We start from the raw sequence: 23,551 nt of genomic DNA, 5'->3' as shown, positions 1-23,551 counted from the left end.
CCTCACAGACAAAAGGAGAACAACATGGTGGAATACACCAAATCCGAGGCCCGCTCCTGGGCCCGGGAGAACTTCGTAGGCACCGTCGCAGTGACGCACCCATCCTTCACCCCGGATTTCTCCGGCATCAACGAAAATGCGATCCGCCACGACATCCTCCTGCTCAAGGAGCGCGGATACAAGGGTTCGCTGCTGATCGCCGAAGCGAACATCACCCCGGAGGAGAACGCCCGAATCACCGAGGTGGCCCGCGAGGCGGCCGGAGAGGACTTCGGACTCTTTTTCCATGCCATCTTCGGCACCTTGGAGGAGAACATCCACGCGGCAAACCTGGCCACTAAGGCCGGCGCCGACCGAGCCCTGCTGGCATACCCCTCATCGTTCTGGCCGACCTCCTACGACGAGGTGTTCGACTACACGAAGCGGTTCACCGACGAAACCGACCTGGCCACCATGCTGTTCCCCCTGCCGGCCTGGGGCTTCGAGCGAATCCACCCTGCAGGTATGAGCGTTGACTTCGTGCGCCGCGTCCTTGACGCGATGCCGAGCATCGTCGCCATCAAGGCCGAACAGGGCTACCCGGGCATCCCGGGGGTCATGGAGATGTACCACCACTTCCGCGATGAAGTAGTGATCTCCTGCCCCATCGAGGCCGAAATAATCCCCCTCATGTCGGTCTTGGACGTCCAGTTCTCCGGCACCGCGAACACGAACTGGATGGGCGACTACTACCCCAAGGCCTTCGAGCTGGCGCGCACCGGCAAGTGGGAGGAGGCTATGGAGCGCTACTGGGAGGTCCAGCCGGCCCGGGCCGCCAATATGGCTGTATCGTCCACTTCCACCCCGGGCACCAGCTCCATCAACCGCACCCAGTGGAAGTACCAGGAGTGGCTCTCCGGCTTCAACGGCGGCGCCCTGCGCCCGCCGGCAGTCAGACTTCCCGACCGCTTCATGAAGCAGCTGCGCGCAAGCCTGCAAGCCTCGGGACTGCCCGTCACCGATTCCCCGGACTCCGAATTCTTACGCGGACGCGTCAGCGCCTAAGCCTTGCCCGGCCGCGTGCCGGCATCGGAAAGCCCCTTGGAAACCTGAATCTACATGCTGGGTCGGTGTTCCAAGGGGCTTTTTTGCGTGTGACAGACGGTGCCGGAGAAGATGCTGCTCCCGAACCGCAGTCGGAACCACGGCAGCGGCTTGCCTGACTGGCAGCACAAAGCATCTGGGGGCTTGTTCCGGCCTCCTGCGGCGGGCAACTCTTGGCCGGCCGATCAATCGCGCCCGGACCTTGGGATCGCGATCCGGCGAGGGCAGGCGCGGTGCAGAGCAAGGGAAGGGCCCCTTCCACAGTGGATGTCATTCGACATCCACCCGGTGGAAGGGGCCCTTAGTTCCAGTTCGAGCCCGGTGACGGTTGCGCACTCGCTTTCGCGTCAGGCGCCGGGAGGCTCCGAAGAACGCATTGAACCGCTCACGGCCCGTCGTTCGTCCCGGCACCCCCATCGACAGACCCGTCGGAGGATCCATCTCTCGAGTTTGTGGCTCGCGCCATCCCTATGCGCCGGGCTGTGAGAAGAACTGATTGAGGCGATCGGTGGGCAGGTAGTCCTCCGGGGCGCCGGCCAAGTCGGTCAGGTCATTGTGGTCCCACGAGCGGTCCGCGACCTTAGCAAGGTTCTCCCGGGAGACGACCACCGAGGGTTCAACAATCTGGTTGATCTTCGGGCCCTCGCCCTTCAGGATGCGCAGCGCCACGTCGACCACTGCCTCACCGGTGCGCACAGACGGGGTCGTGGTGCCGAAGAACGGGTAGTCCGGGTTAGCCAGCGCCCAGGAGGAGAAGCCGTGGCTCGATCCGTCGTCCGCGATCGGCGGCACGTCCATGCCTGATTCCTCAAAGGCGTTGCGGATGCCTACGCCCATCGTTCCGGCCTGGAGAACGGCGTCAACCCCGGCAGGGTTGGTCGCCAGGAACTTCTGGACCTCCGCCTGGGCCTTTGCCGGCTGAAAGAAGCCCGTGACCGACCCGGTGACCTTGACGTCCGGGCAGTTGTCCAGGACAGCATCGATGCCCAGGTTCGCGAAGGTCGAGGCAGGGATCCCCGGGATGCCCTCGACGCGCAGGACGGTCCCCTTGCCCCCGAGTGCTCCCACTGTCCCGGCGGTGACCTGGGCGACGGCCAGCGGGGTGTTCCTCGTGACGCTGACGGCGTATTCGGAATCGATCGGAATCTGGGCGGCGACCAGCGGGATGCCAGCGTCATGGGCGGCCTTGGCCAGGTCCACGGAAGGCTCCGGTGCGATGGCGGTGTAGATGATCACGTCCGGCTTGAGCGAGAGCGCTTCGTTGAACTGCTGGAGCTGCAGGGGCACGTTCGACGGGTCATCCGGGGCGAAGTCGCCGACAATCTTGACACCATTGGCCTTGAGGCTCGAGCGGATCGCCTCCGACATGGAGGCTATGAACGGGCTGGCAGGTGGCATGCCCACAATCGCGGCCGTGAAACCGTCAGTCTTCTTCGACTTGTAGTCGGCCCATGCCGACTTCCGGATCTCGTAGGGGTAGAGGTTGTAGCCCGCGGCGATCTCCTTGGGTAAACCGGCCAGCAGACCGTTCGGATCGTTCGCCGTACCCGTCGGCAGCGACCCGCAGGTCCCGGCGGCCGCCGACGACGCCGGACCGGGTGTGGCCCCTCCGGCGGAGCCCGGGGTCGCTGGCGCCGACGCCGAACAGCCAGTCAGAACGAGGGTTCCGGCCCCCAGAATCGCGGCGCCAACAGTCGTAAAACGGGGGAAAGAGGTCTTCGTCATTGATTGATCTCCTTGCAAAATGAACGATTCGTATCGTATGGCATAAGAGTAGATGCATACGGTACGATTCGTCTAGTTTCGAATATGACCTGCACCACATTTTTCGGCCATTCAAAGGAGATCCGCCGTGAACAACCAACCATCCGGACTGGTGCTCGCCGGGGTGAGCAAGCGCTTCGGTGCCACCCGCGCCCTCATCGACGGCGACCTCCACCTCCGGCCGGGCGAGATCCACACGCTTCTGGGCGAAAACGGGTCCGGGAAGAGTACCCTCGTCAAGATCATGGGAGGCGTCCACCGCCCGGATTCCGGCACCGTCACATTGGACGGCGTCCCCGTAACTAGCCGATCGCCCCGAGCGGCCATGGACCTAGGGATTGCGACGGTGTTCCAGGAAGTCCTCACCGCAGGGAGCCAATCAGTCCTCGAGAATGTCTGGCTCGGGTCCCACGGAACGTTTCGTCGCCGGCTGGGCCGCGCCGCGCAGCGATCAATCGCGCAGGACGTCCTGACGCGCATTGCCGGCGCGATTCCGCTGGATCTTCCGGCCGGGCAGCTCTCGCTCTCCGAGCGGCAGGCCCTCTGCATTGCCCGCGCACTCGTGCGCAAGCCCAAGGTTCTCATCCTCGACGAGTCGACAGCCTCCCTGGATGTCAGCTCCCGCGATCGGCTCTTCGTCGAGATGCGCCGGCTCGCAGCCGAGGGGACCGCCATCCTGTTCATCTCGCACCGCATGGACGAGGTCTCGGAGATCTCGGACCGGGTCACCGTCCTGCGGTCCGGGCGCAGCGTCTCCACCATGGAGAGGTCGGATCTGTCCATCAACCGGCTGATCGCGGACATGACCGGAAGCTCCGGCCACGCCGAGACACGGCGGCAACCGCATGATGCCGGGGACACCATCCTTCAGGGAGCGGCCGTCCGCCTTGCGCCCGCCTCGACACCCATCGACTTCGAGCTGCGCGCTGGCGAGATTGTAGGCCTCGCGGGGCTCGAGGGCCACGGACAGGACCAGTTCATCAAGCGCCTGGCCGGTGTGGCCGGTGGGCCCGGCAGCGTCGTCCGCCTCCTCCCCGAGGGCGCCGCGGAGCTTACCGAGCGCAACGGGGATGCCCTGGGGGTCGCCTACCTGCCGCGCGAACGACGCGGCGAGTCGCTGTTCGAGTCCATGTCGATCCGCGAAAACTTCGCGCTGCCGACCCTGGGCAAGGACCGTCGCGGCGGGCTGCTGGACACCCGCAGCATGGCCCGCCGGTTCGATGCCTTCGCCCGCTCCCTGTCCCTGCGCTTCGGCGCCGCGCACGACGCCATTTCCACCCTGTCCGGCGGTAACCAGCAGAAGGTGCTGCTGGCGCGCTGGCTTGCCACTGACCCCAAGGTCCTGCTGCTTAATGACCCCACCAGAGGGGTCGACATCGGGACCAAGCGGGAGATCTACGCAATCCTGCACCTGCTTAGCGCCGAAGGCATGAGCGTCGTGATCCTCTCCAGCGAGGTCGACGAGCTCGTCGACCTCGCTGACCGCGTCCTGATCTTCCGCGACCAATCCGTGTTTGCCCAGATCCCCCATTTCGAGCTCTCCACCGAGTCCATCGTCGCCGCATACTTCGGCCAGAAATCAGAGGTGCACACATGAACCGCGTCCTGACCATGTTCCAGCGCTGGCCTTTCGCCTTTGCCTTCCTGCTCGCACTGATGCTGCTGGTGCTGAACCTGATCGTCTCACCGTCCTTCCTCTCCCCCGCTCGCCTCCCCGGCACTCTGGCCACCCTGGCGCCCTTCGTGCTGGTGGGATTCGCCTCCACGCCCTCGATCCTGGCGGGTGGCATCGACATTTCGGTCGGCCCACTGGCCACGTTCATCAACTGCCTGTTCGTCGCAATCCTCATTCCCGCTGGGCTGGGAGACTGGCACCTCGCGGCACCCATCATCCTGGCGGTGGCCGCCGGGATCGGAGCCCTGAACGGAATCCTGGTCGCCGTCGTCCGCCTGCACCCGGTTGTCGCGACCACCGGGATGCTGTTCCTGCTCGTTGGCCTGTCGCTGACCATCGCCCAGAACCCGGTGGCCGCCCCTGACAACTGGACGGAGGTCTTCGCCGGGGGCATCGGCATCGTCCCTGGTGCCCTCATCACGATTGGCGTCGCCGGGCTGACCTGGTTCGCGCTGCGCCGCACGGCCTTTGTCAGCAACCTCCTGGCCACCGGCGAGAGCGATGTCTCCGCCTACGGTTCCGGTGTGAACATCAAGGCGATCCGGATCCTGGCCTACACCCTCGGCGGCCTGTTTGCCGGGATCGCCGGAATTGCGCTGACCGCACTCGTGCAGTCATCGCAGTCTTCGCTAGCCTCCACCTATGCACTACTGGGGCTCGCCGCCGCAGTCCTGGGCGGAACCAGCCTGGCCGGAGGCCGCGGTGGCCTGTTGGGCGCACTCTTCGGAGCGGTCTCCATTTATCTCCTGCAGCAATTGCTCACCGCCTCGGGCGTGGCCCCCAGCCTCATCCAATTCGCCTACGGCGCCGTCCTCGTCGTCGGCGTCGTGCTGGGCGCGACGCTGCTGGCCCCCCGTTTGAAGAGGAACCCATCATGACCAGTGACACCCTGTCCCCCGCGGAAGCATCCCACGCACCAACCGCCCGGCAGGAGGCCTGGACCAGGTTCAGGGCCTGGGTCTTCGAGGTACCGGCGTTGCAGGTCCTCGTCGTCCTGGCCCTGGCGGCCTGGCTGGTGGTCACCATACCGGCCATCGCAAACCCCAGGTCCGTCACCTCGATACTGGTCATTACGTCCTTGCTGGCCCTGGCAGCAATGGGCCAGACGCTCGTGGTGATCCTGGGAGGACTGGACCTGGCTGCGCCGGGTTACATCCTCTTCGGCGCCTTTATGGCGGCGAACGTCGCGGGCAAGCTCGCGGTGCCGGCGGTTGTCGCCGCGCTGATCACGGTCCTGGTCTGCGGCGGCATCGGTGCCCTGATCGGCTGGATCTGCCACCGCTTCGCGGTCCAGCCACTGGTCGTCACGTTGGGCACCGGTGCGGCACTGACGGGCGCGACGCTCTTCCTCGCCGACGGCGACTATTCCTCAGCCCCGCCGCAGGCGCTCCGTTCTTTGGCGAGTTTGCGGGGAACCACCTTCGGCATGCCATTCCCGCCGATCATCCTGATCGTGCTCCTCTGCGGGGTGGGCATGTGGATTTTCCTCAACCGCACCGCGGCCGGACGTCGCTTCCATGCCACGGGAGTCAATTTCCGGGCCGCCCGGCTGACGAGGATTCGCACCTCCGCTGTGTGGACCCTGGTTTTTGCCGCCTCGGGCGCCCTGGCCGGGATCGCAGGCATCTTCATTGCTTCCTACGGCTCGGGATGGTCGCAAACCATCGGGGAGCCGTATCTGTTCTCGGGCCTGGCCGCCGTCCTGGTTGGAGGCACCATCTTTGGCTCGATCCGCGGCAGCTACACGCGGACGCTGCTCGGCGCACTCACCCTCACCCTTTTGTCCACGATCATCGTGAGCAACGGACTCTCCGAGGCACAGAGCCGCATCATTTTCGGAATCATCATCCTTGCAGTGGTTTCGCTGTACGGGCGGGAACGCCACGTCCGCGACAGGTTCTGAGTTCCGGCGCTCATCCACTTCCCGGGCAGCCTGCCACACTGCAGCTCCCTAATTCCGCTTCGAGCCCTGACGCAACAACGGCGGCCCAAATAACCTCTTACCACAACTCAGCAAGCTGGTTTCATCTAACCCCAGCGCCGAAAATATACGACTTGGAATGGAGAAGACGCTCATGACATCGACGAACAAGAAGCCCACGGCGGCTATCGTCGGGGCAGGTCCAGCCGGACTTGCAGCTGCTCTCGGACTGCATCAGCGCGGATGGGACGTTCGCCTCTACGAGCGCTATCCAGAAGTGAAGGCTGCTGGAAATATCCTGAATCTCTGGCCGACACCGCAGAAAGCATTGCGCGCGCTTGGAGTCGATACAGCCGACCTGGGTGCACCAGCATTCACCCAGTTGCGCCGCTACGACGGCCGCATTCGTGCTGAGTTCCGTATGCCTGAGGATGTCGCCAAGGAATACAACGGCGGATTTATCGGGCTCATCCGATGGGGGCTGTACAAACGGATGATTGATGCCCTCCCAGAGGGAGTCCTCCAGCTTTCACACAAATTCAAGGGATTCACCGACAACGGCGACTCCGTTCAGGTGAAATTCGATGGCCATGACGCCGTTACCGTTGATCTGCTTGTGGGCGCCGATGGCATCGACTCCACGGTTCGGAAAGAGTTGTGGGGGGACTCACCGAAGCGCTACCACGGACTCCACCTTATGGGTGGATGGTTCCTCACTGATGAGTCAATCGGCACGAGAGGTGTCTTTGCACACGATCGAACCGTGCAGGGCTCGTACACTCCCATTCGACACGAAGGTCGTAACGGATATGAGTGGTGGGTCTTGGAGAAATGGGTCCCCCAAACGCCGTTCATCGAGCGTGATATTCGTGCTTACGCGCTGGAACGGGCAGGGCATTTCGATGAGCCGTTGCCGTCATTTATCAAGCGCACGGCACCAGAAGACACTCACCGGTGGGAGATCGTCGACCGGGTCCCCATGAAACAGTGGTCGAAAGGGCGCGTGACACTGGTCGGTGATGCGGCGCATCCTACTTCCCCTTACGCTGCCTACGGCGCTGGGATGTCCATCGAAGACGGCTACTTGCTTGGACGATTCCTGGCCGACGTCAATGGGACAAACACTGCGGCGCTCTCATCAGCGCTGCAGGCCTTTGAAGAGAATCGGAAACCGCATACTTCAAAGGTGAGCCAGCAGGCCTACTTCACCGGCAAGATCTTTCATCATGCGCCCGCGTTCGTCCGCCCAATTCGTGATTTCATCTTTGACCACACTAGGTTTCTCCAAAAGAGTCAAGGCGACGCTGTCCCACAGCACATCATCAAACAGTTGCCGTCTATTGAGGACGCTCCGCCTACAGCCGTCAACAAGCGGCCCCTATCTGGGCAAGACTCAGTTGAACGATCGCCCCGCTCATGACACGCGTCGAGGTCGATTTATGTTAGAAGGCATATGGGCGTAGATATCAGCTGATCCGAGCAGCAGCCCATCCCGGTTGAAGGTTAGAGTCCGACCTGCCATGTATGAGGATTCCATGCAGGTAATTCGATGTAGTCTCCATGCCGTCAGAATCCCCCTGGCCGATGTAGCGCTCCTCATGTAGCGGGTGATGCGGTCCGCTTCCCTGTCGAGGCCGGCCCGATGGTACCCACGGGCCGGTCGCACACCGCGACAAAGATGAGCGAGAACTTATGCATGCCTGTGAATGGCCCAGCGCGACGGAATTCATGTTCCACGAGGGCTCGTGAATGTCCCGTTAGAAAGCTTCATCGAGACACGTGTCCGCACATACCTGCGGTTATCGGCACGCCGTCATTGGCGCCAAGGCACTTGGCGGGAACCCTTGCCTTCAAGTCCCTACCCCCGCAAACAACGATCCATGACAAACCACATCCATAAAATCGCTCTTAAAGCTCCTGCAGGAACCGGCTGGAATACTCTCCAGGACCAGTTGGACACCGCCCACGAAGCCATCAAATCCCTGGCCATATCCGGCCGACGACACGGAGTGCTCATTACCCGACACAGCCACGATACGTATACCGTCACCGTCAGTCCTGAGGTTCCGTACGGCATGACCTATGAACGGGAAGAACCGGAAACGCTCCAAGGAAAAGCGCCCTACCCCACAGTTCATTGAGACCTGGCGGCGCTTGGAACAGCGTCGTCGGAGACGGATGCCTCCGCCAAAGGCAGTATCGGCGCTGTCCCCCCTGCCGGTGTTGCCCCAGCATCCGTTTCGCCGGTTACTACCGGCAGCCGGTGCCGGATCCGGACCTGATCCCCCTGTCGGTCCGGATCCGGCACTGGCCAAAGCATTGCTCTCAAGGAAGTCCGGGGGCCCTGCAAGGAACACTCTCGCGCATGCACGCACAATACTGGCTTTGGAGGCTGTAAGTAGAGATCTAAGATGACGAGCAGTGAGCATCAGTAGATGTCTTCCCTCACCGCACCCCTTGACACCATCAATGCCCAGGAAACAATCTGGTGATCAAGGCCGGATGCGACTGTTGCAGCAGAATCGGCGGATTTTCCCAATAGTCAATGAGGCGATCCGCTGCGAACAGCAGGTACATGGCGGTCACGCGGTAGCTGTCCCGGACATCCGAATCAGGAAGTTGCAGCCTTGTACCGTCGTGCTTGACGTAAAGCCTCCCCGTAGACCAGCCGGCATGGCTAAACGCCGTTTCCTGCAGCCACGCTGCATAGGTGGCCTGCGCCTCTTCTGCGTCCGTCAGTGCCTTGAACGATAGGAGATTGTTTTCATCGTTTGGCGGCATCTCGGCCTCGACCATGGCCCGGAGTAGGTCGTAGTTGATGTCCCACTTACCTGCGGTGGCCATTTCGATCTTCCGGAGCGTTTGTTGATAGGCCTTGAACAAGCTGTTCACGGTTTTCTCAGGTGAGCGAGTCAGCCAAAACATGGCCGTGCAGTGTTCCATCAGCGATCGTCGAAGAGGCGCAATTTCAGTATCAAAATCGGCATCGGCCAATGTCAAGATGGCCTCCGACGTTCTCAGCATGTGCTTGAACCAGCTGTAGGCTATCTCGCTCGAAATATCGCTGCCCGCGCTGGCCCGGATGCGAATTTGCGTTAGGTCAGCTGCTTTATAGGCGGCCAGGGCATCCACCAGAATTGCCCGGCTATCCTGCTTTCGTTCCACAAGTGCTCCCGCCACTTTTCGTTGCCGTCGGCGACCGTAGTTCGGACGGCTCTTCAGCGTACCGGAGCATTTCAGATACGTGTGCGGAGGGGAAACGGTCGTTTTTGACCGTTTGCGAATAGGGCACCTTCACCGACCAACGTGCGTTCATGGACGGATCCACTGCGGTCGTTGCCCACTGGTGCACCAAAGGTACGCAGTGCCACGTCCGGTCGGTGGTGGCAACTGTCATCATTACAAGGTGACTAACCCCAGCCCCACCCTCCAGCAAGTCCTTGAGCAAGCACGAAATGCTGCATATCAATTCATGGTCAAAGGTGAGACTTCCGGTTTGGGCTGGGATGAAGAGACCATCACCAACACCATGCTCGTCGAGGTCCCCCCGTTGGTGAAGGTCGTTCCTTTCACCAGGCCTCAAGAGGGGGGCGATAAGCGATTGAAAGAGCACGGAGCGGGTATGGGTGCTGACTGGTTGTGGTGGTGGGTTGGCGACGACGGCGCATCCTTCGGCATGCTCGTGCAAGCCAAGCGACTGAAGAAGGACAAGAACGAGGAATGGCTCATCGACTTTGGATATAAGTCGGGGAAGCAGTGGCAAGATCTACATGCAACGGCAGATGTCCTCCAGGTAGCGCCGAGCTACGCGCTTTATCTTGGTTCTCCGAACTACAGGAAGCCCGTTGGATGCGGTGTGAAGAACCATCCTTCCGACTATGAGCAGTGTGACCGTTGCATCCGTAAATCGGTTTCGTTCTACCCGTCCGTACTGGCCGACGGTATAGGAACAGACCCGAAGGTTGCCTATGAGCAATCGATCCCAATGGAGAGTCTCGCGGATCCACAAGCGGACACTGAAACGCCTCGTGCACAGAAATGGACTTACGGACTTACACCGGAGTTGAAGGAATTCATGACCTCCGAAGCGGCCGGTGTCCCCCAGGCGGTGGCAAAACAGCTCGTGTCCAAGGCGAGGGAAAGGCGATCTTTGCAATTCGATCTTATGGAAGAGAACCTGACTGATCAGATCAGTGAGGATTTTGTGTTCGAGTCGCTACCACTCGACCGGGGACATCTCTCCGCCCCTTACTTTCTTCAAATACTGCGGGGGCTGCGTCGAACTCCGCCGGGATACGTCCTCAACGTTCTCAACGGGGATTCACCTGTTGGACTCGACACAACCAAGTTGGCCGGCTTAGTAGTCGTCAGCGCTGGTTCCTTCAACTGACACACTCATCCCGGCCGTGCTCGTCTTTCTTGACCATCAGCTGCCGAGGTAGTGCATGATCGCCGGCCCACGGTGGCGACGTGCCGGGTGGTGACCTGGCGATAGTCTCTGCATATCTATCTCAACACGAATTCTGAATGGGGCGGCTTGGCGCGAGATATAGGCATTCAGATGATGCTGGCCGAATGGCTGTTCGTTGAGACCATTGCCGATGTCCGACAGCGGAGTAACGGACCGAGCACGCGGAGCCGTTACGAGCTGCTCGGCATCGCCCCGCTGATTCGCAAACTGCTCCTTGATGGAACGTCCCTAGTGAACACCGTTCAAACAGCCCGCCCCGAGGTTCCCGTCGAGTTCAGAATCAGGCCGTGGAATGTTCCGGCCGCAGACGACCACGCAGAGACATTGCCGGGGCGATGGACCCTTCGGCTCGGTGGCCCCGAGCTCGTTGGCGGTCCGGATGACCACGCGCTGACATCTGTCCAGGAGTTCGGGGTTCTACGACAACCACTGGACAGCGGATCATTTCGGACAGCGATGATCGGGCTGCTGGCCGTATCAAACGTCCTGGACCGTCAGCGCTGGCTCACCAGACAACCGTCCTTTTCGACTGTCTCTCCGGGAGACAGCCACAGTGTCGGGTAGCTTGGCTTCATGACGCTGAACAACCCCTTGAACATTCATCAGATTGAGGCAGAGGCACCGCCAGCGACTTCTAGGGCAGTAGAGGACGCTCTAAACGACCACTATTACCGTGTAGATCCTGCAGAATACTTCGAACGCCGGCTCTGGGGAATTATTGCCATGGCCGACCTCAACCCAGATTCGGTCAAATGGGACCGTGATGATGAGGCATCTCTCTTCGGGCAATTTCAAGCCGTTCTGACAAATAAGAAGATCGCTCTGGACGTGCCGCCAGGCACGACTCTCAACAGCAGAACAATGGCCTCAGTTGAGTCGTATGCGTTGATGCAGCACGTAATCGAGACTGCACTCCGCCTCTTCGTGGCAGGCCAGGAAAGAGTGGCCGGGAAAAGCCCGATGACTACGCTCATCAACATGCGCCAGTCTGCGGATCTTCGTGAGCCGATCAAATCGTTGCTGAGCCCGGCGGCGAGGCATGCCGTGGCAGGCGTGATGATTCCGAGCGGGCTTCAACAAGATAAATCTGAACAGTCGAAGCGAGACTCGCGGAGGCACATCGACTTCCTGACCGCATGGTTGGCGTTCTTCGCCCGGTTCTACTCAGAAACACACTTCAACGGGGCCCAAGGCAACAACCAGCTTAAGCACGGCGCCACCCTCGCTCCTCGGGATGACCTCAACACTGCACTGCATCTGGCCGACCAGCAACGTAAAGATCTCAACCCGGCCGAGAGGAGCGCGGTTGCGGCAACAATTAACGCAGAATCAGTCACTTACGTGCTGCAAGAGCGGGGCGCGAAGGGGACGGTGCCTGGCTTGATTTTGCGGACGGATAATTCTGATCCGGCCACCAACCTCGGCATCAGCCAAGTGGGTATTAGCATCGTGCGATCACTCTGGCAGATGTCGCAGGTCGTGGCATACCCAAACACAGAAACAAGCTACGACTATGACTACTCGCCGATGCCAAGTGAACTTTTCGCCAGCACAGGCAAACCGCCGCGGTCTGTAGTGCAGACACTCCTTCACCCTGCTCCGACGGTGCCTACCTCAGCCGTGGCGCCCAACGGTAAATCTCCTCGCAAGCGCAAGCGCTGATACGCCTCTAGCTGTTCCTGCCACTGACTGTTTTGGAAAGGACGACGCTCATTGGGACTTGTCTCTCCGGGCGTGGAATTGCGAGAGAGCCTTTGTCAGTTCCCCGAATCGCCCGGGCCTTCGACAACCTGTCGGCTCCAAGTGCCCATACCTTTTCAAGGAGAACCAGGCAGCGCCATGGAGGTCACCGGGGCGCCCTTTGGGGCGCCACGGTGTCGGACTTCCTCATGATCATCCGGTGGATCTCGGCCCGAAGCTCAAGGTACGCCGGACGGGACTTGGTCTCGATCTGGTCGCGGCCGGTGCCCAGCGGGATTTCGACCGAGGCGGCCACGGAGGCCGGCCGGCCCGATAAGACAATGACCTTGTCTCCGAGATACACCGCTTCCTCGATGTCGTGTGTCACCAGGACGATCGAGACTCCTAGACGGTCGCGGATATCGAGCATCAGGTCCTCGAGGTCCGCCCGGGTCTGTGCATCAACGGAGGCGAACGGCTCGTCCATGATCAGGATCTCGGGGCGATAGGCCAGGGACCGGGCAATCGCCGCGCGCTGTTGCATGCCGCCTGACATTTGCCACGGATACAGCTCCTCGGCATGTCCAAGGTCCACATCGCGCAGCGCCTGTTCCACACGTTTCCGGCGTTCCTCGCGCGAGAGTCCGAGCCGCCGCAGCGGCAGCTCGACATTCTTGCCCACCTTCATCCAGGGCATGAGGGACCTGCTGTAGTCCTGGAACACGACCGCAAGTTCCGCAGGTGGCTGCACAACTACGCGCCCGTTGACCCTCACTTCTCCGCTGTTCGCGGGCCCCAGCCCCGACAAGGCGCGCAGCAGCGTGGTCTTTCCCGTGCCTGAGGGACCCACGATGCAGACGAATTGACCTTTCGCCACTGAGAAGGTGACGTCGGACAAGACCTGGTTGTCACCGAAGGACTTGCCGATCCCGTCAGCTTCCAGAATGGGCGTCGATATGGATTGCATGTGGACCTGCTTTCAGCTTCGCGATTCGCGGTGCCAGTCGAGCGCAAACCGCTCGACGAGCAAGAGGATGACATTGAGTAAATAGCCGATGACGCCGAGCAGGATCATGCCTGACCACATCTCGGGCAACGAGAACTGGCGCTGGGTCTCCAAGATGAAATAGCCGATCCCCTGCGAGGCCCCCATCAATTCGCTGGCGAACATTAGGATGACCGAAACCGCGAGGCTCGCCCGGATCCCTGCGAAAATCTGCGGGGAGGCACTGGGAACGACCACCCGAACGACCCAGTCGATTGGGCGAAGCCGGTTGGACTTTGCGACATCCACCAGCGCGGGGTGTACGCCCCTGACCCCGTCGACGGTGTTGAGCAGCACCGGCCACAGGGCCCCCAGCACCACTATCAGCACGCGCATGTCGGGACCGATGCCCATCAGCTGGATGGCCAGTGGCAACATTGCCACCGCGGGCAAGTAGCGCATGAACTGGAGCAGTGGTCCCACGGCCGTGGCGATGGCGTCGTTCAGCCCGAGCACGATGCCCAGACCTACTCCGAGCACGATGGAAATACCGAGGCCGATCAGTACCGAGTTGAGACTGGACACCACGTGCTCGCCAACGAGGTCGAAGATCCACAGCTCGTGGAACCTCTGCCAAATCTTGGCGAGCGGAGGAAAGAAGATCGATGTGCTCCCGGCGCTTGCCATCCACCACAGTGCAACGAGCAGCGCCGGGACGATCGCCGGCAGGAGGAACCGTGTGATCCTTTGCGTCATGAGCTGACCTTTCGATGCGACGGATGCCATGCCAGAACGCTGCGTTCGAACCAGCGGAACGTTGAGTCGATGGCCATGCCCAGCACCCCGCACAGCACGATGTAGGCAAACATCTCCGGGAGCGCACCACTGAGTTGGTGGACCACGATCTGTTCCCCGAATCCGCCCGCGGGGATGACGATCTGCGCACTGATCGAAATCAGCAGGCAGATCGCTGCAGCCAGCCGGACCCCCGTGGCCATATACGGCAGTGCCGTCGGGAGCAGAAGCCGGGTCACCGTGTCCCAGCGGCGGACGCCGAAGGAGCGGAAAGTGTCCCGGGCCACGGGGTCCAGGTCGCGCGCGCCGTAGATGGTTTGCATGACCATTGCCCACACTGCTCCGAAGAAGGCCAGCAGTATCGTGCTCTGCAGTCCCGCACCGTAGAGCAGGACAACCAGCGGGACAAAGACCAATGCGGGGATGGTCCGCAGGAAATCGAGAGTGACCACCGACATCCGGTAAGTCACTCGGCTCACGCCGAGTGGAAACCCGATGATCACGCCGATGACCACCGCCAGCAACAGGCTGATGAACCAGCTGGCCAGAGTCTCGGCAAGGGGTCCCCAACCAGAGCCGTCCAGGACAAGTCCCAGCACCGCGCCGGCCACAACCAGCGGCGTGGGCACGGCACCGAGCTGCCCGGTGGCCGCGGCCACCTGCCATGCCCCGAGCACCAGCACGATGACGCCCAGCTGGGACAGCCGGTTCATGGTCCCCCACCGTAACGCGGGTTTCCGCGGCCGAGGCTTGCTCGGAGCCTCAGCTGCCTGCAGGGGTCCAGATGAGCTTTGCCGGGTCGTAGCCGTCATTAATGAATCCTTCCTTGGCCATCAGGTCAGCAAAGGCCTGGATGTCTTCCACGCCGAGCTTTGTGTCGTAGGTGGGAATCACGGACTTCTCAATGGCCTCCGGGGACAACGAGGTGAATTCCGGGAGGACCTTGCGCACTGCCTCGGGATGCTCATTCGCATACTCCCCGGCACGCTTCATGGCCTTGGTGAATCGCTGGACGGCGTCCGGGTTGGACTTCGTGAACGCATCGCTGGCCACCCACTCCAACGCGCTCATCCCGCCGATCCCGTCGGTGAACGGTCGCCCGATCACCTGTAGGCCCGCGGCGCGCGCCTTGGAAAGGAACGGATCGACGACGAACGCTGCGTCCACCCGCTTGGACTGAAGTGCCGGAACCATGTCCGGGTAGGCAATCTCGACGACTTTCACCTGCTCGGGGTCGACGCCGGAGTCCTTCAGGAGCACTCGCAGGGCTAACTCGGGTGCCGATTTGAGGCCGACCACGGCCACCGTCTTTCCGGAGAGATCTTTCATCGAACCGACGCCGCTGCCCGGTGCCGCGACCAGCGCGGTCGTGTCATGCTTCGGATCCAGGGGATAGCGGTCGCTGCCGGAAACGACCCTGATCGGCAGCCCCTTCGAGGCAGCCGTCACGATGGGGACGGATGTCATGAGCGCCATTTGAAGCTCATTGTTGAGCAGGGAGGGAATCGCGGTGGCCGCGGTCTGAATCGTCGTGGCGGTGACATCCAGATTCTCGTCCTCGAAGAACCCCTGCTGCTCTGCGATGTAGACGTGGGCAGCATTGGCAATCGGCGTCACGCCGACGGCCAATGCCACGGGGGCTCCGGCCGATTCCTGCGGTCCTGGGCCGCTGGCCGAGCACCCGGCCAGAAGCAATGCACCGGCCGAAAGCGCGGAGATCGCGGTGAGGTTTAGGGAAAGTCTGGGCATTGGCACTCCTAGGTGATAAGCGCAACATTCGAAACGAATCGGTTCGTATAGCACCGTATGTGACGCGCGTCATGAAGTCAATCGTCATTTCAAGCGTTACGAGCGGCCCGAAAATCGCTGCAACAACCACCGTCGCGGCAATTCCGGGAGGTGACACCGAGACGATCTAGCCAAGGGAAGGTGTGCACAGGTATCGCGAACCAAGCCCTTTCGGGTCATCCATATGAAATACGGCACAAGCGCGATACGATACGACACGACTCGAACGTGATAAAGGATGAATGACTTCATCCAGATTCCATTGACAATCCAAGGAGAACAAATGTCCGCCGAGACCTCCACCGTCGCCGAGGTGCTTTCCAGCCCCTGGAAAATCGACGGCCTGACCATCAAGAACCGCTATGTGCTCAGCCCCATGGCGGTGCTGCAGCCGACGAAGGACGGCCATCCCAGCGACCAGACGATTGCGTTCCTCACCACTCGGGCGCGCGGCGGCGCAGGGCTACTGATCATCGGTGGCGGCGTGGCCACAGAGCGCGGGAACCAGGAGGCACCATTCCAGCCCCTGATGCGCTTCGACGGCGACGAATTCATTCCGGGCCTGAAGCGCATGGTCGATGCCGTGCACGAGCACAACGTACCCATATTCGCCCAGATCTTCCCCAGTTTCGGCGCCATGGGCGTGCCCGGCGAGGGACGGCCCACGCGGGCTGCGAGCCCGAAGCCCGTCCGCATGGCCGCACCCCGCCTGCCGCACGGTTTCTACATTCCAGGCGGCAGAACGAACCCGACGCCGGAGGAGATCACGAAAGAGGAAATCCTTGAGGTCCAGGAGCAAACCGTCGCCGCGGTGCGGCGTGCCAAGGCGGCCGGCTTCGACGGCATCGAGCTGGGCGCACACATGCGCTACCTCTATTCCTCCTTCCTCTCACCCCGCACCAACTGGAGGACTGATGAATACGGCGGCAGCGCCGCGAACCGCGCCCGCATCCTCGTCGACACGATTCGGGCAATTCGCGCCGAGGTCGGAACCGAATACCCGGTGGGCTTGAGGATGAGCACAAACGACCACCTTCCCGATGGCCAGGGGCCCGAAGGCTTCGCGGAGGTCGCCGCGATCATCGAGAAGGAAGGGGTTGGATATATCGCCCTGAGCGATGCGAACTACGAGTCGATGGACAACAACGTCACCTCCGAATCGGGCGCAATCCTGGAGCACGGAGAGCCACAGGCATTCCGCGCGGCCATGCCCGAGGTTCCGTTGCTTCTCAGTAGCACATATGACCCACAACAGTGTGCAGACGCCATCACCGCCGGGTTCGCGGACGGAATCATGCTGGCCCGGCAGATGCTGGCCGATCCGGAATTCCCCAACAAGGTCCTCCAGGGACGACAGGATGAGATTGTGTGGTGTGATCACGACAACTCTTGCCTGCGCCGCCTGATCTTCAACGTGCCGGTGCGGTGCCACAAGAACCCGGCAATGGGACGCGAAGCGGTTCTCGCGGGGGCAAAGGAACCCGTATCGATTATGCTCAAGCGTCCGGTGGAGAGCCTGCTGATCGCCGCGACCGGTTCCCCGGTCCTCATGGGCATCGCCGACAAGCTGGCGACCGCCGGCGCGGCGAAGGCTTCCAAGAGCTGACACCTCCTCTGCGCCGGGCCCCACCCGCCATCGGGGGGCCGGCGCGGCAATCTTTCGTACAAACATGTGTGTGCCCGGACTCCAAGTCGGAGTCCGGGCACACATGCATTTTGACCTATGTAACGGCAGCTTTTCAGAAACCTCAGTCCGCCGCGCGCAGGGCCCTGCCGGTTCCGCGGTAGATGGCCACGGTCCGCTCCCCCGCCCGCACCCTGACATCCACAATCATCCGGCGGCCCTCGTGAAAGGTCACTTCGGCGGACGCAACCAACTCCTCGGCGATGCGGGCCGGGGAAATGTAGGAGATGGAAGCCTCGGCGGTCGCGATTCCGGTGCCGAACGTGTTCGCGGCCATGGCGAACGCCGTGTCTGCCAGCGCGAAGACCAATCCACCGTGGGCAATTCCGTGCCCGTTGGCCATCTCTGGCGTGACCGTCAGGACTGCCGTGGCGCGGCCCTCGCTGGCACGCAACACCTGGATGCCGAGGCCTTCCAGGCTCCGGTCCGCGGCCAGCATCGAGCGTGCCGGGTCGGCAATGAGCGTTGACTGGTTCATGAGAGCCTCTCCACTACCATCGCCATGCCTTGGCCACCGCCCACGCAGAGCGTGGCCAGGCCGAGCGATCCATCCCTTGTTTGCAGTCCATTGATGAGGGTTCCGACCAGCCGCGCGCCGGTCGCCCCGAACGGGTGGCCCAGGGCGATCGCACCGCCAAACGGGTTGACCCGCTCCGGATCCGCGCCCAGCTTCCGGACCACGGGAACCACCTGGGCAGCGAAGGCCTCGTTCAACTCCACGATGTCAATGTCACCAATCGAGAGGCCCAGGCGATCAAGAAGGCGGTTGGATGCGTCCACCGGGCCCAGTCCCATGATCTCCGGTGAAAGGCCGCTGGCGGCACTGCCCAAGACGCGGGCCAGCGGCTTCAATCCGAGTTCACCGGCACGCCTGGCGCTCATGACAACCAAGGCAGATGCGCCGTCGTTGAGCGGGCTGGCGTTTCCTGCCGTGACTGTTCCGGATTCGTGGAACACGGGCTTGAGGCCGGAGAGTGCCTCCCAGGTTGTTCCCGGCCGCGGGCCGTCGTCGGCAGTCACCACGGTGCCGGCAGCCGTGGTCACCGGCGCGATCTCGCGCGCGAAGTACCCGGAGCCGATCGCCCGTTCAGCGCGGAGCTGGGACTCCAGAGCCCATTCGTCCTGGTCGCGACGCGTGGTGCCGGTTTGGCGTGACACGAACTCGGCGGTTTTGCCCATGGAGAGGTACACGTCGGGCAGCTGCCCGTGCTCGCGGGGGTCGACCCACGGCTGACCGGATTCAAAGACGTCGTCGGCCCGCCGTGCCGCGTCCGCGAAGTCGGGGTGCGGATTTTCCACCACGGGAGGAGTCGAGCTGGTCGATTCGACGCCCGCCACCAGAAACGCTTCCCCGTCGCCGGCCCGCACGGCCTGGGCCGCCATCGCGGTGGCCTGCAACGAGGAGGCGCAGAAGCGGTTCACGGTGACCGCCGGGACGCTATCCATTCCCGCAAGCACCATGACCCGGCGTCCGATATTGTCGCCCTGTGCGCCCTGCGGGACCGCGCAACCCACGTAGGCATCGGCAAACTCGGCGGAGTCCATCTGCGGAATCGCCGCGAGCGCTCCCCGGATGGCTGCGAGCACGAGGTCTTCGGGTCGCTCCCCGGCCAGCGAGCCCTTGCGGGCCCGGCCAATCGGTGTCCTGCGGTAGGCGACGACAACCGCGTCATTTGGAGCAATGGCGGTGTTCAAGATGATGTTCCCTTCTTTGTGGCCCGCATGCACGCCCGCCGGGCCCTAAGAGCCGGGAAGTGCGACATAGACCGGGACGCATTATCCACGTTCGCAACGGGCGCGGACCAAGCTGGTGTATCCAGCATCCACCGAATATATACGATCCGTATCGTATAGCACAAGGTCCACATCTCTCCTGGAACTTGCCGAGACGTGGACCAGATGGACCGAAGTGCGCCCTACAGGTTGCGAATTTGCTAGATGGAGGCCCGAGGAGTCCTTGCGACCCGAAAGGTTGACCGGTCGGCTCTTCGGCCACAGAGATCATCAGGGCCCATGGGCCCGGACGGAGCTATGGAAGCCTTGAGGCCGCTATCGTGCGGCGAGCCCTTCAAGGGCCGCCTGCATGATGGAGTCGGTGGCCTTGGCGTCAAGGGGGCCCGATTGGAACAACAGTCGGAAGTAGATGGGGGCATATAGCAGCTCCGTGACGACCGGGGCATCGAGATCTTTGCGCATCGACCCCTCGCTTATGGCTCGCTCGACCAGCGACGTAACGACCAGCGCGCGCGGCGTCCAGAAATGTTTTTTGAATTCAGCCATCGCCACCTCGTCCTGCTGGCACTCCCCGATGAGTTGCGCCACGAGCCGCCCCTCATTGCCCGCGTAGACCTCTGCAAGGGAGGCCATATGCTCCCGAAGTGCGTCGATCGCGGGAACGTCCTGGCGCACCGGAGTCCGCGCGACGTGGTTGTCCAAGAAAGTATCGATAACCACGGCAACTTTGCTCGACCACCACCTGTAGATGGTGGTCTTGCTGACGCCGGCCTCGCGGGCAATGCGCTCGATCGAGAGCTTTTGCACCGTAAATCCGTTGGGCCCTGAATCTTCGAGCAACTTCATGGTTGCTTCCAAAATCGAGCGACGACTTTCTTCACTTCTGACTGCCATGGGTCAACCATACGTGCAATGTTATTCAATACGAAACGTACACGATCAAATTCGTCCGAATTAAACGCTCCGGCAGCGTGCCACAGGTGCGATTGGCTGCACGCTAGAGGGTGACCTGCGCCCGCCTGCAAGATGAAGCGGCCTCATTGCATTGCATTGTGACCCACCTTACAATCAGTACGAAACGGATCGAATCTTCTAAGGAGATGCCATGACTGCATCTTTTGCCGGCGACGGCCGCCCTTCCCTACTCGGCATGTGCTTGCCTGCACCGCAGATCTGTCACGGAACCTCATCCGAGGTGGACCGATGACTTCCGTATTGGACACCCGGTCGGTTCCTCCGGCCGAGCGGCGCGACTACTGGTCGGCGGGAATCGCCGAACGCTTCTTCCCCATGCACGTTGAATCGGTCGGGGCGCCCTCCTTCGAGGCCCGCTTGGCCAGTGGCCAGGTCGGGCCGGTCAGGGTCCAGTCCATCCAAGGGCTTGCGCACCGGGTGGCACGCACGCAGCGGATGATCGCCGCCGCCGATCCGGAGTGCATCTTGCTGTATCTAATGACCAGAGGCACTATCCATATCGAACAGGACGATCGCAACTGCGCTCTTCGCCCCGGTGACATTGCGTGCCAGGATACGTCGCGGCCTTCCACTTTTGAGGGCCGCGATGGTTTCGAGGTGCTCGTATTCAGCATTCCCAAATGGTTCATAGGGTCGCAGGCCGAGGGCATCGCCCGGCGTTCCGCGACGCGGGTGGACTCGGGCCAGGGACGGCTCACTGGGCCGGCAACCCCGTTCCTCGCACAGCTCGCACGAACCACAACGAGCGGCGGCGGACTCTCGAGCCGTGATGGGGAAGGCGCTGCACAGATGCTACTCCCCTTGCTTCGCAGCATGTACGGCCCGCAGGAGATTTCCGACCGGCGCTCCCGCCCGGAGGCACTGCTCGCCCGGATGCAGCGGTATGTGATGGACCACCTGCACGACCCGGAACTCGGACCAGAGCGGATTGCGCAGGCCCACTACGTGTCCACGCGCTACGTCCACAAGATCTTTGCAGCCTCCGGCACCGGAGTGTCGGCCTGGATCCGCGAACGCCGCTTCGAGGGTGCCGTTGGCGAGTTGAGGCGCTCCCCGGAAACGACGATCGCGACGGTCGCGACCAGGTGGGGATACCGCCATCCGGCAAGCTTCAGCAGAGCCTTCCGCGAGGTCCACGGCTGTGCCCCACGGGACGCCAGGCACCTGCCGGAGCCGGTGGGGAAGACCCCGCCCGTTTGTTAGGGCGGGGGCTCCCCCGAAGATGCGCCATCACGCCTGGGGGAAACCGGCCTCCCGCAGGCGGGTGCCCCAGATCCCCGACTTGCCCGGGGCGATGATCCCGTTCGGGTCAAGGGTGTCCTTGATCGTCTCGTTGAAACGCCGCAGCGCGTGGTCGTTGAAACCGAACTGGTCGGCCGCGAGATCCATAAAGGACAGGTGCGCCCGGTATTCGCCGTAGCCGCGCTTGCCGGCCTCGGCGACCATCCGCTTGGCCAGGGCATACGCCTTGGCGACCTGCTCAGGGTTCTTCGTGTCGAAGGGGATCACGTTGATGAACGTGGTCGACCTGGCGTTGATCGGGAGCATGCCACCGAGGAAATCAAGGCCCACCTCGGCGCACATCTCGGCCATCAGCTTCTGCGCGGCGATCGCGTGCTGGGCCGTGAGCGGGATGACCGGCGAGAAGTCGACGTGGCCGCCCTCCTCGCCGCCTGACCAACCGGCCATCTTGTAGAGATCCTGACTCGGCACCCCAATCTGCACCCGCTCGTGCGGGTTGGGCAGCGTCTCCCAGGCGTCTGCCCCGTGCTTCTGGCCCATGATATCCACGCTCGGAATCTGCAGGAAGCGCGCCTTGAGCTTCTCGAAGTTGTGGTCGACCACCGGATCGTCGCCGTAGAGGGCGAAGCGCATCATCCAGCGGCCCAGTCCCATCTCCTTGGCGATCTTGTCGATGATCTCCTCCGGCATCGGGCCCTCACCGGTGTACCACTCGGCGCGTGTGGTGAGCATCGAAGCCATGCACAGGGTGTTCGACAGCTGCGGGCGCATGTCGATGGTGCCGGCCAGCATGAGCTCGCGCAGCGCATCGACAACGGCGGGCATCTGCGCCTCATCCCAGACGCGCAGCCACAGCGGCATGTATACCTCTGGCTTCGGCATCAGCCAGTAGCCCATCTTCGTGACAATGCCGTAGTTCGACTGCATGAACATCTCGGTCGACGTCGGACCGAGGCCGCGCTTGTACAGCGGCCAGGTCGGGTTGTTATCCATTGCACCCGAGCCGGTGCGCATGAGGTCGCCGTTCGGGAGCACCACCTCGAAGCCGCAATGTGAGGCTTGGTCGATCGAGTACGGCATGTAGGTGAGCCCGTGCTCGAGCGTGTTCGAGACGACGCCTCCCCAGCCGATGTCCACAATGGAGGCGACGAGGTTGTGTCCGCCGGCCCTAATCGCTTCGTGCAGGTCGTACCAGCTCACGCCAGGCTCCACTATCGCGTAGCCGAGCTCCTCGTTGATCTCCAGGACGCGGTTCATGTTCCGGAACGAGAGCATCACCGAGCCGCGCACCTGGGGCGCGGCTCCCCCGTAGCCGTTGTTCTTGCCGCGGCTGATGGGCCACAAAGGGATGCGATACTCGTTGGCGATCCGAACGACTGCCTGGACGTCCTCGGTACTCGTTGGGCTGACGACTGCGGACGGGAGATTCGTGGCGGAGCCGGGAACCTGGAAGGGATCCTGGAAATCTTCCAGCGACTCGGCGTCGCTTGCGACCTTGTCTTCGCCAATCGCGGCGGCGAACGCCGCGAGTGCCTTTTCGAGGTCGAACTCGGTGACGCCGGGTGGAAGCGGGCGCGTCGACGTATCGGGGGTGATACTCATCATTCATCATCTCCTTTGATGCGGTGTGTCGTGCGTAACACGTGCTGCTCATCCTGCGCCACCTGATGCCGGGGTGGGGAGATTTCGGACCCATGGTGCAGTCCGTGCACAGAAGTGTGCACGAACTGCACCATCACACCGCTCCGGCCTCC

Annotated in this window: 20 protein-coding genes; 10 read left to right on the top strand and 10 right to left on the bottom strand. The window is 62.4% G+C overall.

Features of this window, described 5'->3' with window-relative positions; genetic code table 11:
- The first annotated feature begins 24 nt into the window (after window positions 1-24).
- On the top strand, window positions 25-1,044 hold the full coding sequence (locus ASE96_RS14345; RefSeq protein ID WP_056431743.1) for a dihydrodipicolinate synthase family protein: 1,020 nt from the start codon (window positions 25-27) through the stop codon (window positions 1,042-1,044).
- A 507-nt stretch (window positions 1,045-1,551) separates the two neighbouring features.
- On the opposite strand, the gene ASE96_RS14340 is transcribed toward ASE96_RS14345, so the two are convergent.
- Window positions 1,552-2,808, bottom strand: a complete 1,257-nt coding sequence (locus ASE96_RS14340) for a substrate-binding domain-containing protein (protein WP_056431740.1) — start codon at window positions 2,806-2,808, stop codon at window positions 1,552-1,554.
- A gap of 127 nt (window positions 2,809-2,935) precedes the next feature.
- Between ASE96_RS14340 and ASE96_RS14335 the strand changes: the two genes are divergently transcribed.
- The 5 genes from ASE96_RS14335 to ASE96_RS19230 all read left to right on the top strand — a co-directional run bounded on the left by ASE96_RS14335 (window position 2,936) and on the right by ASE96_RS19230 (window position 8,584).
- Entirely contained in the window at window positions 2,936-4,444 is a 1,509-nt protein-coding gene (locus tag ASE96_RS14335; RefSeq protein WP_056431737.1) for a sugar ABC transporter ATP-binding protein, read from the top strand.
- The gene (locus ASE96_RS14330; protein ID WP_056431735.1) at window positions 4,441-5,400 is read left to right on the top strand and encodes an ABC transporter permease; all 960 of its coding nucleotides are present in this window, start codon (window positions 4,441-4,443) and stop codon (window positions 5,398-5,400) included. The genes ASE96_RS14335 and ASE96_RS14330 overlap by 4 nt, the downstream gene beginning before the upstream one ends.
- The gene (locus ASE96_RS14325; protein WP_056431733.1) at window positions 5,397-6,425 is read left to right on the top strand and encodes an ABC transporter permease; all 1,029 of its coding nucleotides are present in this window, start codon (window positions 5,397-5,399) and stop codon (window positions 6,423-6,425) included. The genes ASE96_RS14330 and ASE96_RS14325 overlap by 4 nt, the downstream gene beginning before the upstream one ends.
- Before the next feature lie 157 nt (window positions 6,426-6,582).
- The gene (locus tag ASE96_RS14320) at window positions 6,583-7,863 is read left to right on the top strand and encodes an FAD-dependent oxidoreductase (protein WP_056431730.1); all 1,281 of its coding nucleotides are present in this window, start codon (window positions 6,583-6,585) and stop codon (window positions 7,861-7,863) included.
- A gap of 460 nt (window positions 7,864-8,323) precedes the next feature.
- On the top strand, window positions 8,324-8,584 hold the full coding sequence (locus ASE96_RS19230; protein WP_156367614.1) for a hypothetical protein: 261 nt from the start codon (window positions 8,324-8,326) through the stop codon (window positions 8,582-8,584).
- Between the two features lie 325 nt (window positions 8,585-8,909).
- Here ASE96_RS19230 and ASE96_RS14315 read toward each other — a convergent pair whose 3' ends face one another.
- Window positions 8,910-9,608, bottom strand: a complete 699-nt coding sequence (locus ASE96_RS14315; RefSeq protein ID WP_156367613.1) for a DUF5677 domain-containing protein — start codon at window positions 9,606-9,608, stop codon at window positions 8,910-8,912.
- A gap of 241 nt (window positions 9,609-9,849) precedes the next feature.
- On the opposite strand from ASE96_RS14315, the gene ASE96_RS14310 reads away from it, so the two are divergent.
- Together ASE96_RS14310 and ASE96_RS14305 are read left to right on the top strand one after the other, a co-directional pair.
- A complete protein-coding gene (locus tag ASE96_RS14310; protein ID WP_235500259.1) occupies window positions 9,850-10,833 on the top strand; it encodes a hypothetical protein in 984 nt (327 codons plus the stop codon).
- A 654-nt stretch (window positions 10,834-11,487) separates the two neighbouring features.
- Window positions 11,488-12,576, top strand: coding sequence for a hypothetical protein (locus ASE96_RS14305; protein ID WP_156367612.1), 1,089 nt, complete (start codon window positions 11,488-11,490; stop codon window positions 12,574-12,576).
- A gap of 184 nt (window positions 12,577-12,760) precedes the next feature.
- Here the strand turns inward: ASE96_RS14305 and ASE96_RS14300 are convergent, their stop codons facing one another.
- The 4 genes from ASE96_RS14300 to ASE96_RS14285 are packed head-to-tail and all read right to left on the bottom strand — an operon-like array spanning window position 12,761 to window position 16,123.
- Entirely contained in the window at window positions 12,761-13,561 is an 801-nt protein-coding gene (locus ASE96_RS14300; protein WP_056431716.1) for an ABC transporter ATP-binding protein, read from the bottom strand.
- Between the two features lie 12 nt (window positions 13,562-13,573).
- Window positions 13,574-14,365: an ABC transporter permease gene (locus ASE96_RS14295; RefSeq protein WP_082492755.1), complete on the bottom strand. Its 792-nt coding sequence runs from the start codon at window positions 14,363-14,365 to the stop codon at window positions 13,574-13,576.
- Window positions 14,332-15,087 (bottom strand): ABC transporter permease, encoded by a 756-nt coding sequence (locus ASE96_RS14290; protein WP_056431709.1) that lies wholly within the window; start codon window positions 15,085-15,087, stop codon window positions 14,332-14,334. Before ASE96_RS14290 ends, ASE96_RS14295 begins: the two co-directional genes overlap by 34 nt.
- 49 nt (window positions 15,088-15,136) lie before the next feature.
- Window positions 15,137-16,123 (bottom strand): ABC transporter substrate-binding protein, encoded by a 987-nt coding sequence (locus ASE96_RS14285; RefSeq protein ID WP_082492753.1) that lies wholly within the window; start codon window positions 16,121-16,123, stop codon window positions 15,137-15,139.
- A 322-nt stretch (window positions 16,124-16,445) separates the two neighbouring features.
- On the opposite strand from ASE96_RS14285, the gene ASE96_RS14280 reads away from it, so the two are divergent.
- Window positions 16,446-17,768 (top strand): NADH:flavin oxidoreductase, encoded by a 1,323-nt coding sequence (locus ASE96_RS14280; protein ID WP_056431703.1) that lies wholly within the window; start codon window positions 16,446-16,448, stop codon window positions 17,766-17,768.
- Window positions 17,769-17,910: 142 nt separating this feature from the next.
- Here ASE96_RS14280 and ASE96_RS14275 read toward each other — a convergent pair whose 3' ends face one another.
- The 3 genes from ASE96_RS14275 to ASE96_RS14265 form a co-directional block, all read right to left on the bottom strand.
- Window positions 17,911-18,324: a hotdog fold thioesterase gene (locus ASE96_RS14275; protein WP_056431700.1), complete on the bottom strand. Its 414-nt coding sequence runs from the start codon at window positions 18,322-18,324 to the stop codon at window positions 17,911-17,913.
- Window positions 18,321-19,541 (bottom strand): acetyl-CoA C-acyltransferase, encoded by a 1,221-nt coding sequence (locus tag ASE96_RS14270; RefSeq protein ID WP_235500258.1) that lies wholly within the window; start codon window positions 19,539-19,541, stop codon window positions 18,321-18,323. Before ASE96_RS14270 ends, ASE96_RS14275 begins: the two co-directional genes overlap by 4 nt.
- 354 nt (window positions 19,542-19,895) lie before the next feature.
- Window positions 19,896-20,474 carry a TetR/AcrR family transcriptional regulator gene (locus tag ASE96_RS14265; protein WP_082492751.1) on the bottom strand — a complete coding sequence of 193 codons (579 nt, stop codon included), beginning with the start codon at window positions 20,472-20,474 and terminating at the stop codon, window positions 19,896-19,898.
- A gap of 309 nt (window positions 20,475-20,783) precedes the next feature.
- Between ASE96_RS14265 and ASE96_RS14260 the strand changes: the two genes are divergently transcribed.
- Entirely contained in the window at window positions 20,784-21,758 is a 975-nt protein-coding gene (locus ASE96_RS14260) for a helix-turn-helix domain-containing protein (protein ID WP_056431695.1), read from the top strand.
- Between the two features lie 27 nt (window positions 21,759-21,785).
- Here the strand turns inward: ASE96_RS14260 and ASE96_RS14255 are convergent, their stop codons facing one another.
- Complete coding sequence (locus ASE96_RS14255) at window positions 21,786-23,402, bottom strand: FAD-binding oxidoreductase (protein WP_056431692.1); 1,617 nt, start codon at window positions 23,400-23,402, stop codon at window positions 21,786-21,788.
- Window positions 23,403-23,551: the final 149 nt, after the last annotated feature.

The organism is Arthrobacter sp. Leaf69 (assembly GCF_001422645.1).
Lineage (GTDB): Bacteria > Actinomycetota > Actinomycetes > Actinomycetales > Micrococcaceae > Arthrobacter.
Note: the sequence above shows the minus strand (reverse complement) of the source record. Positions and strands in the feature narration are given on the sequence as shown.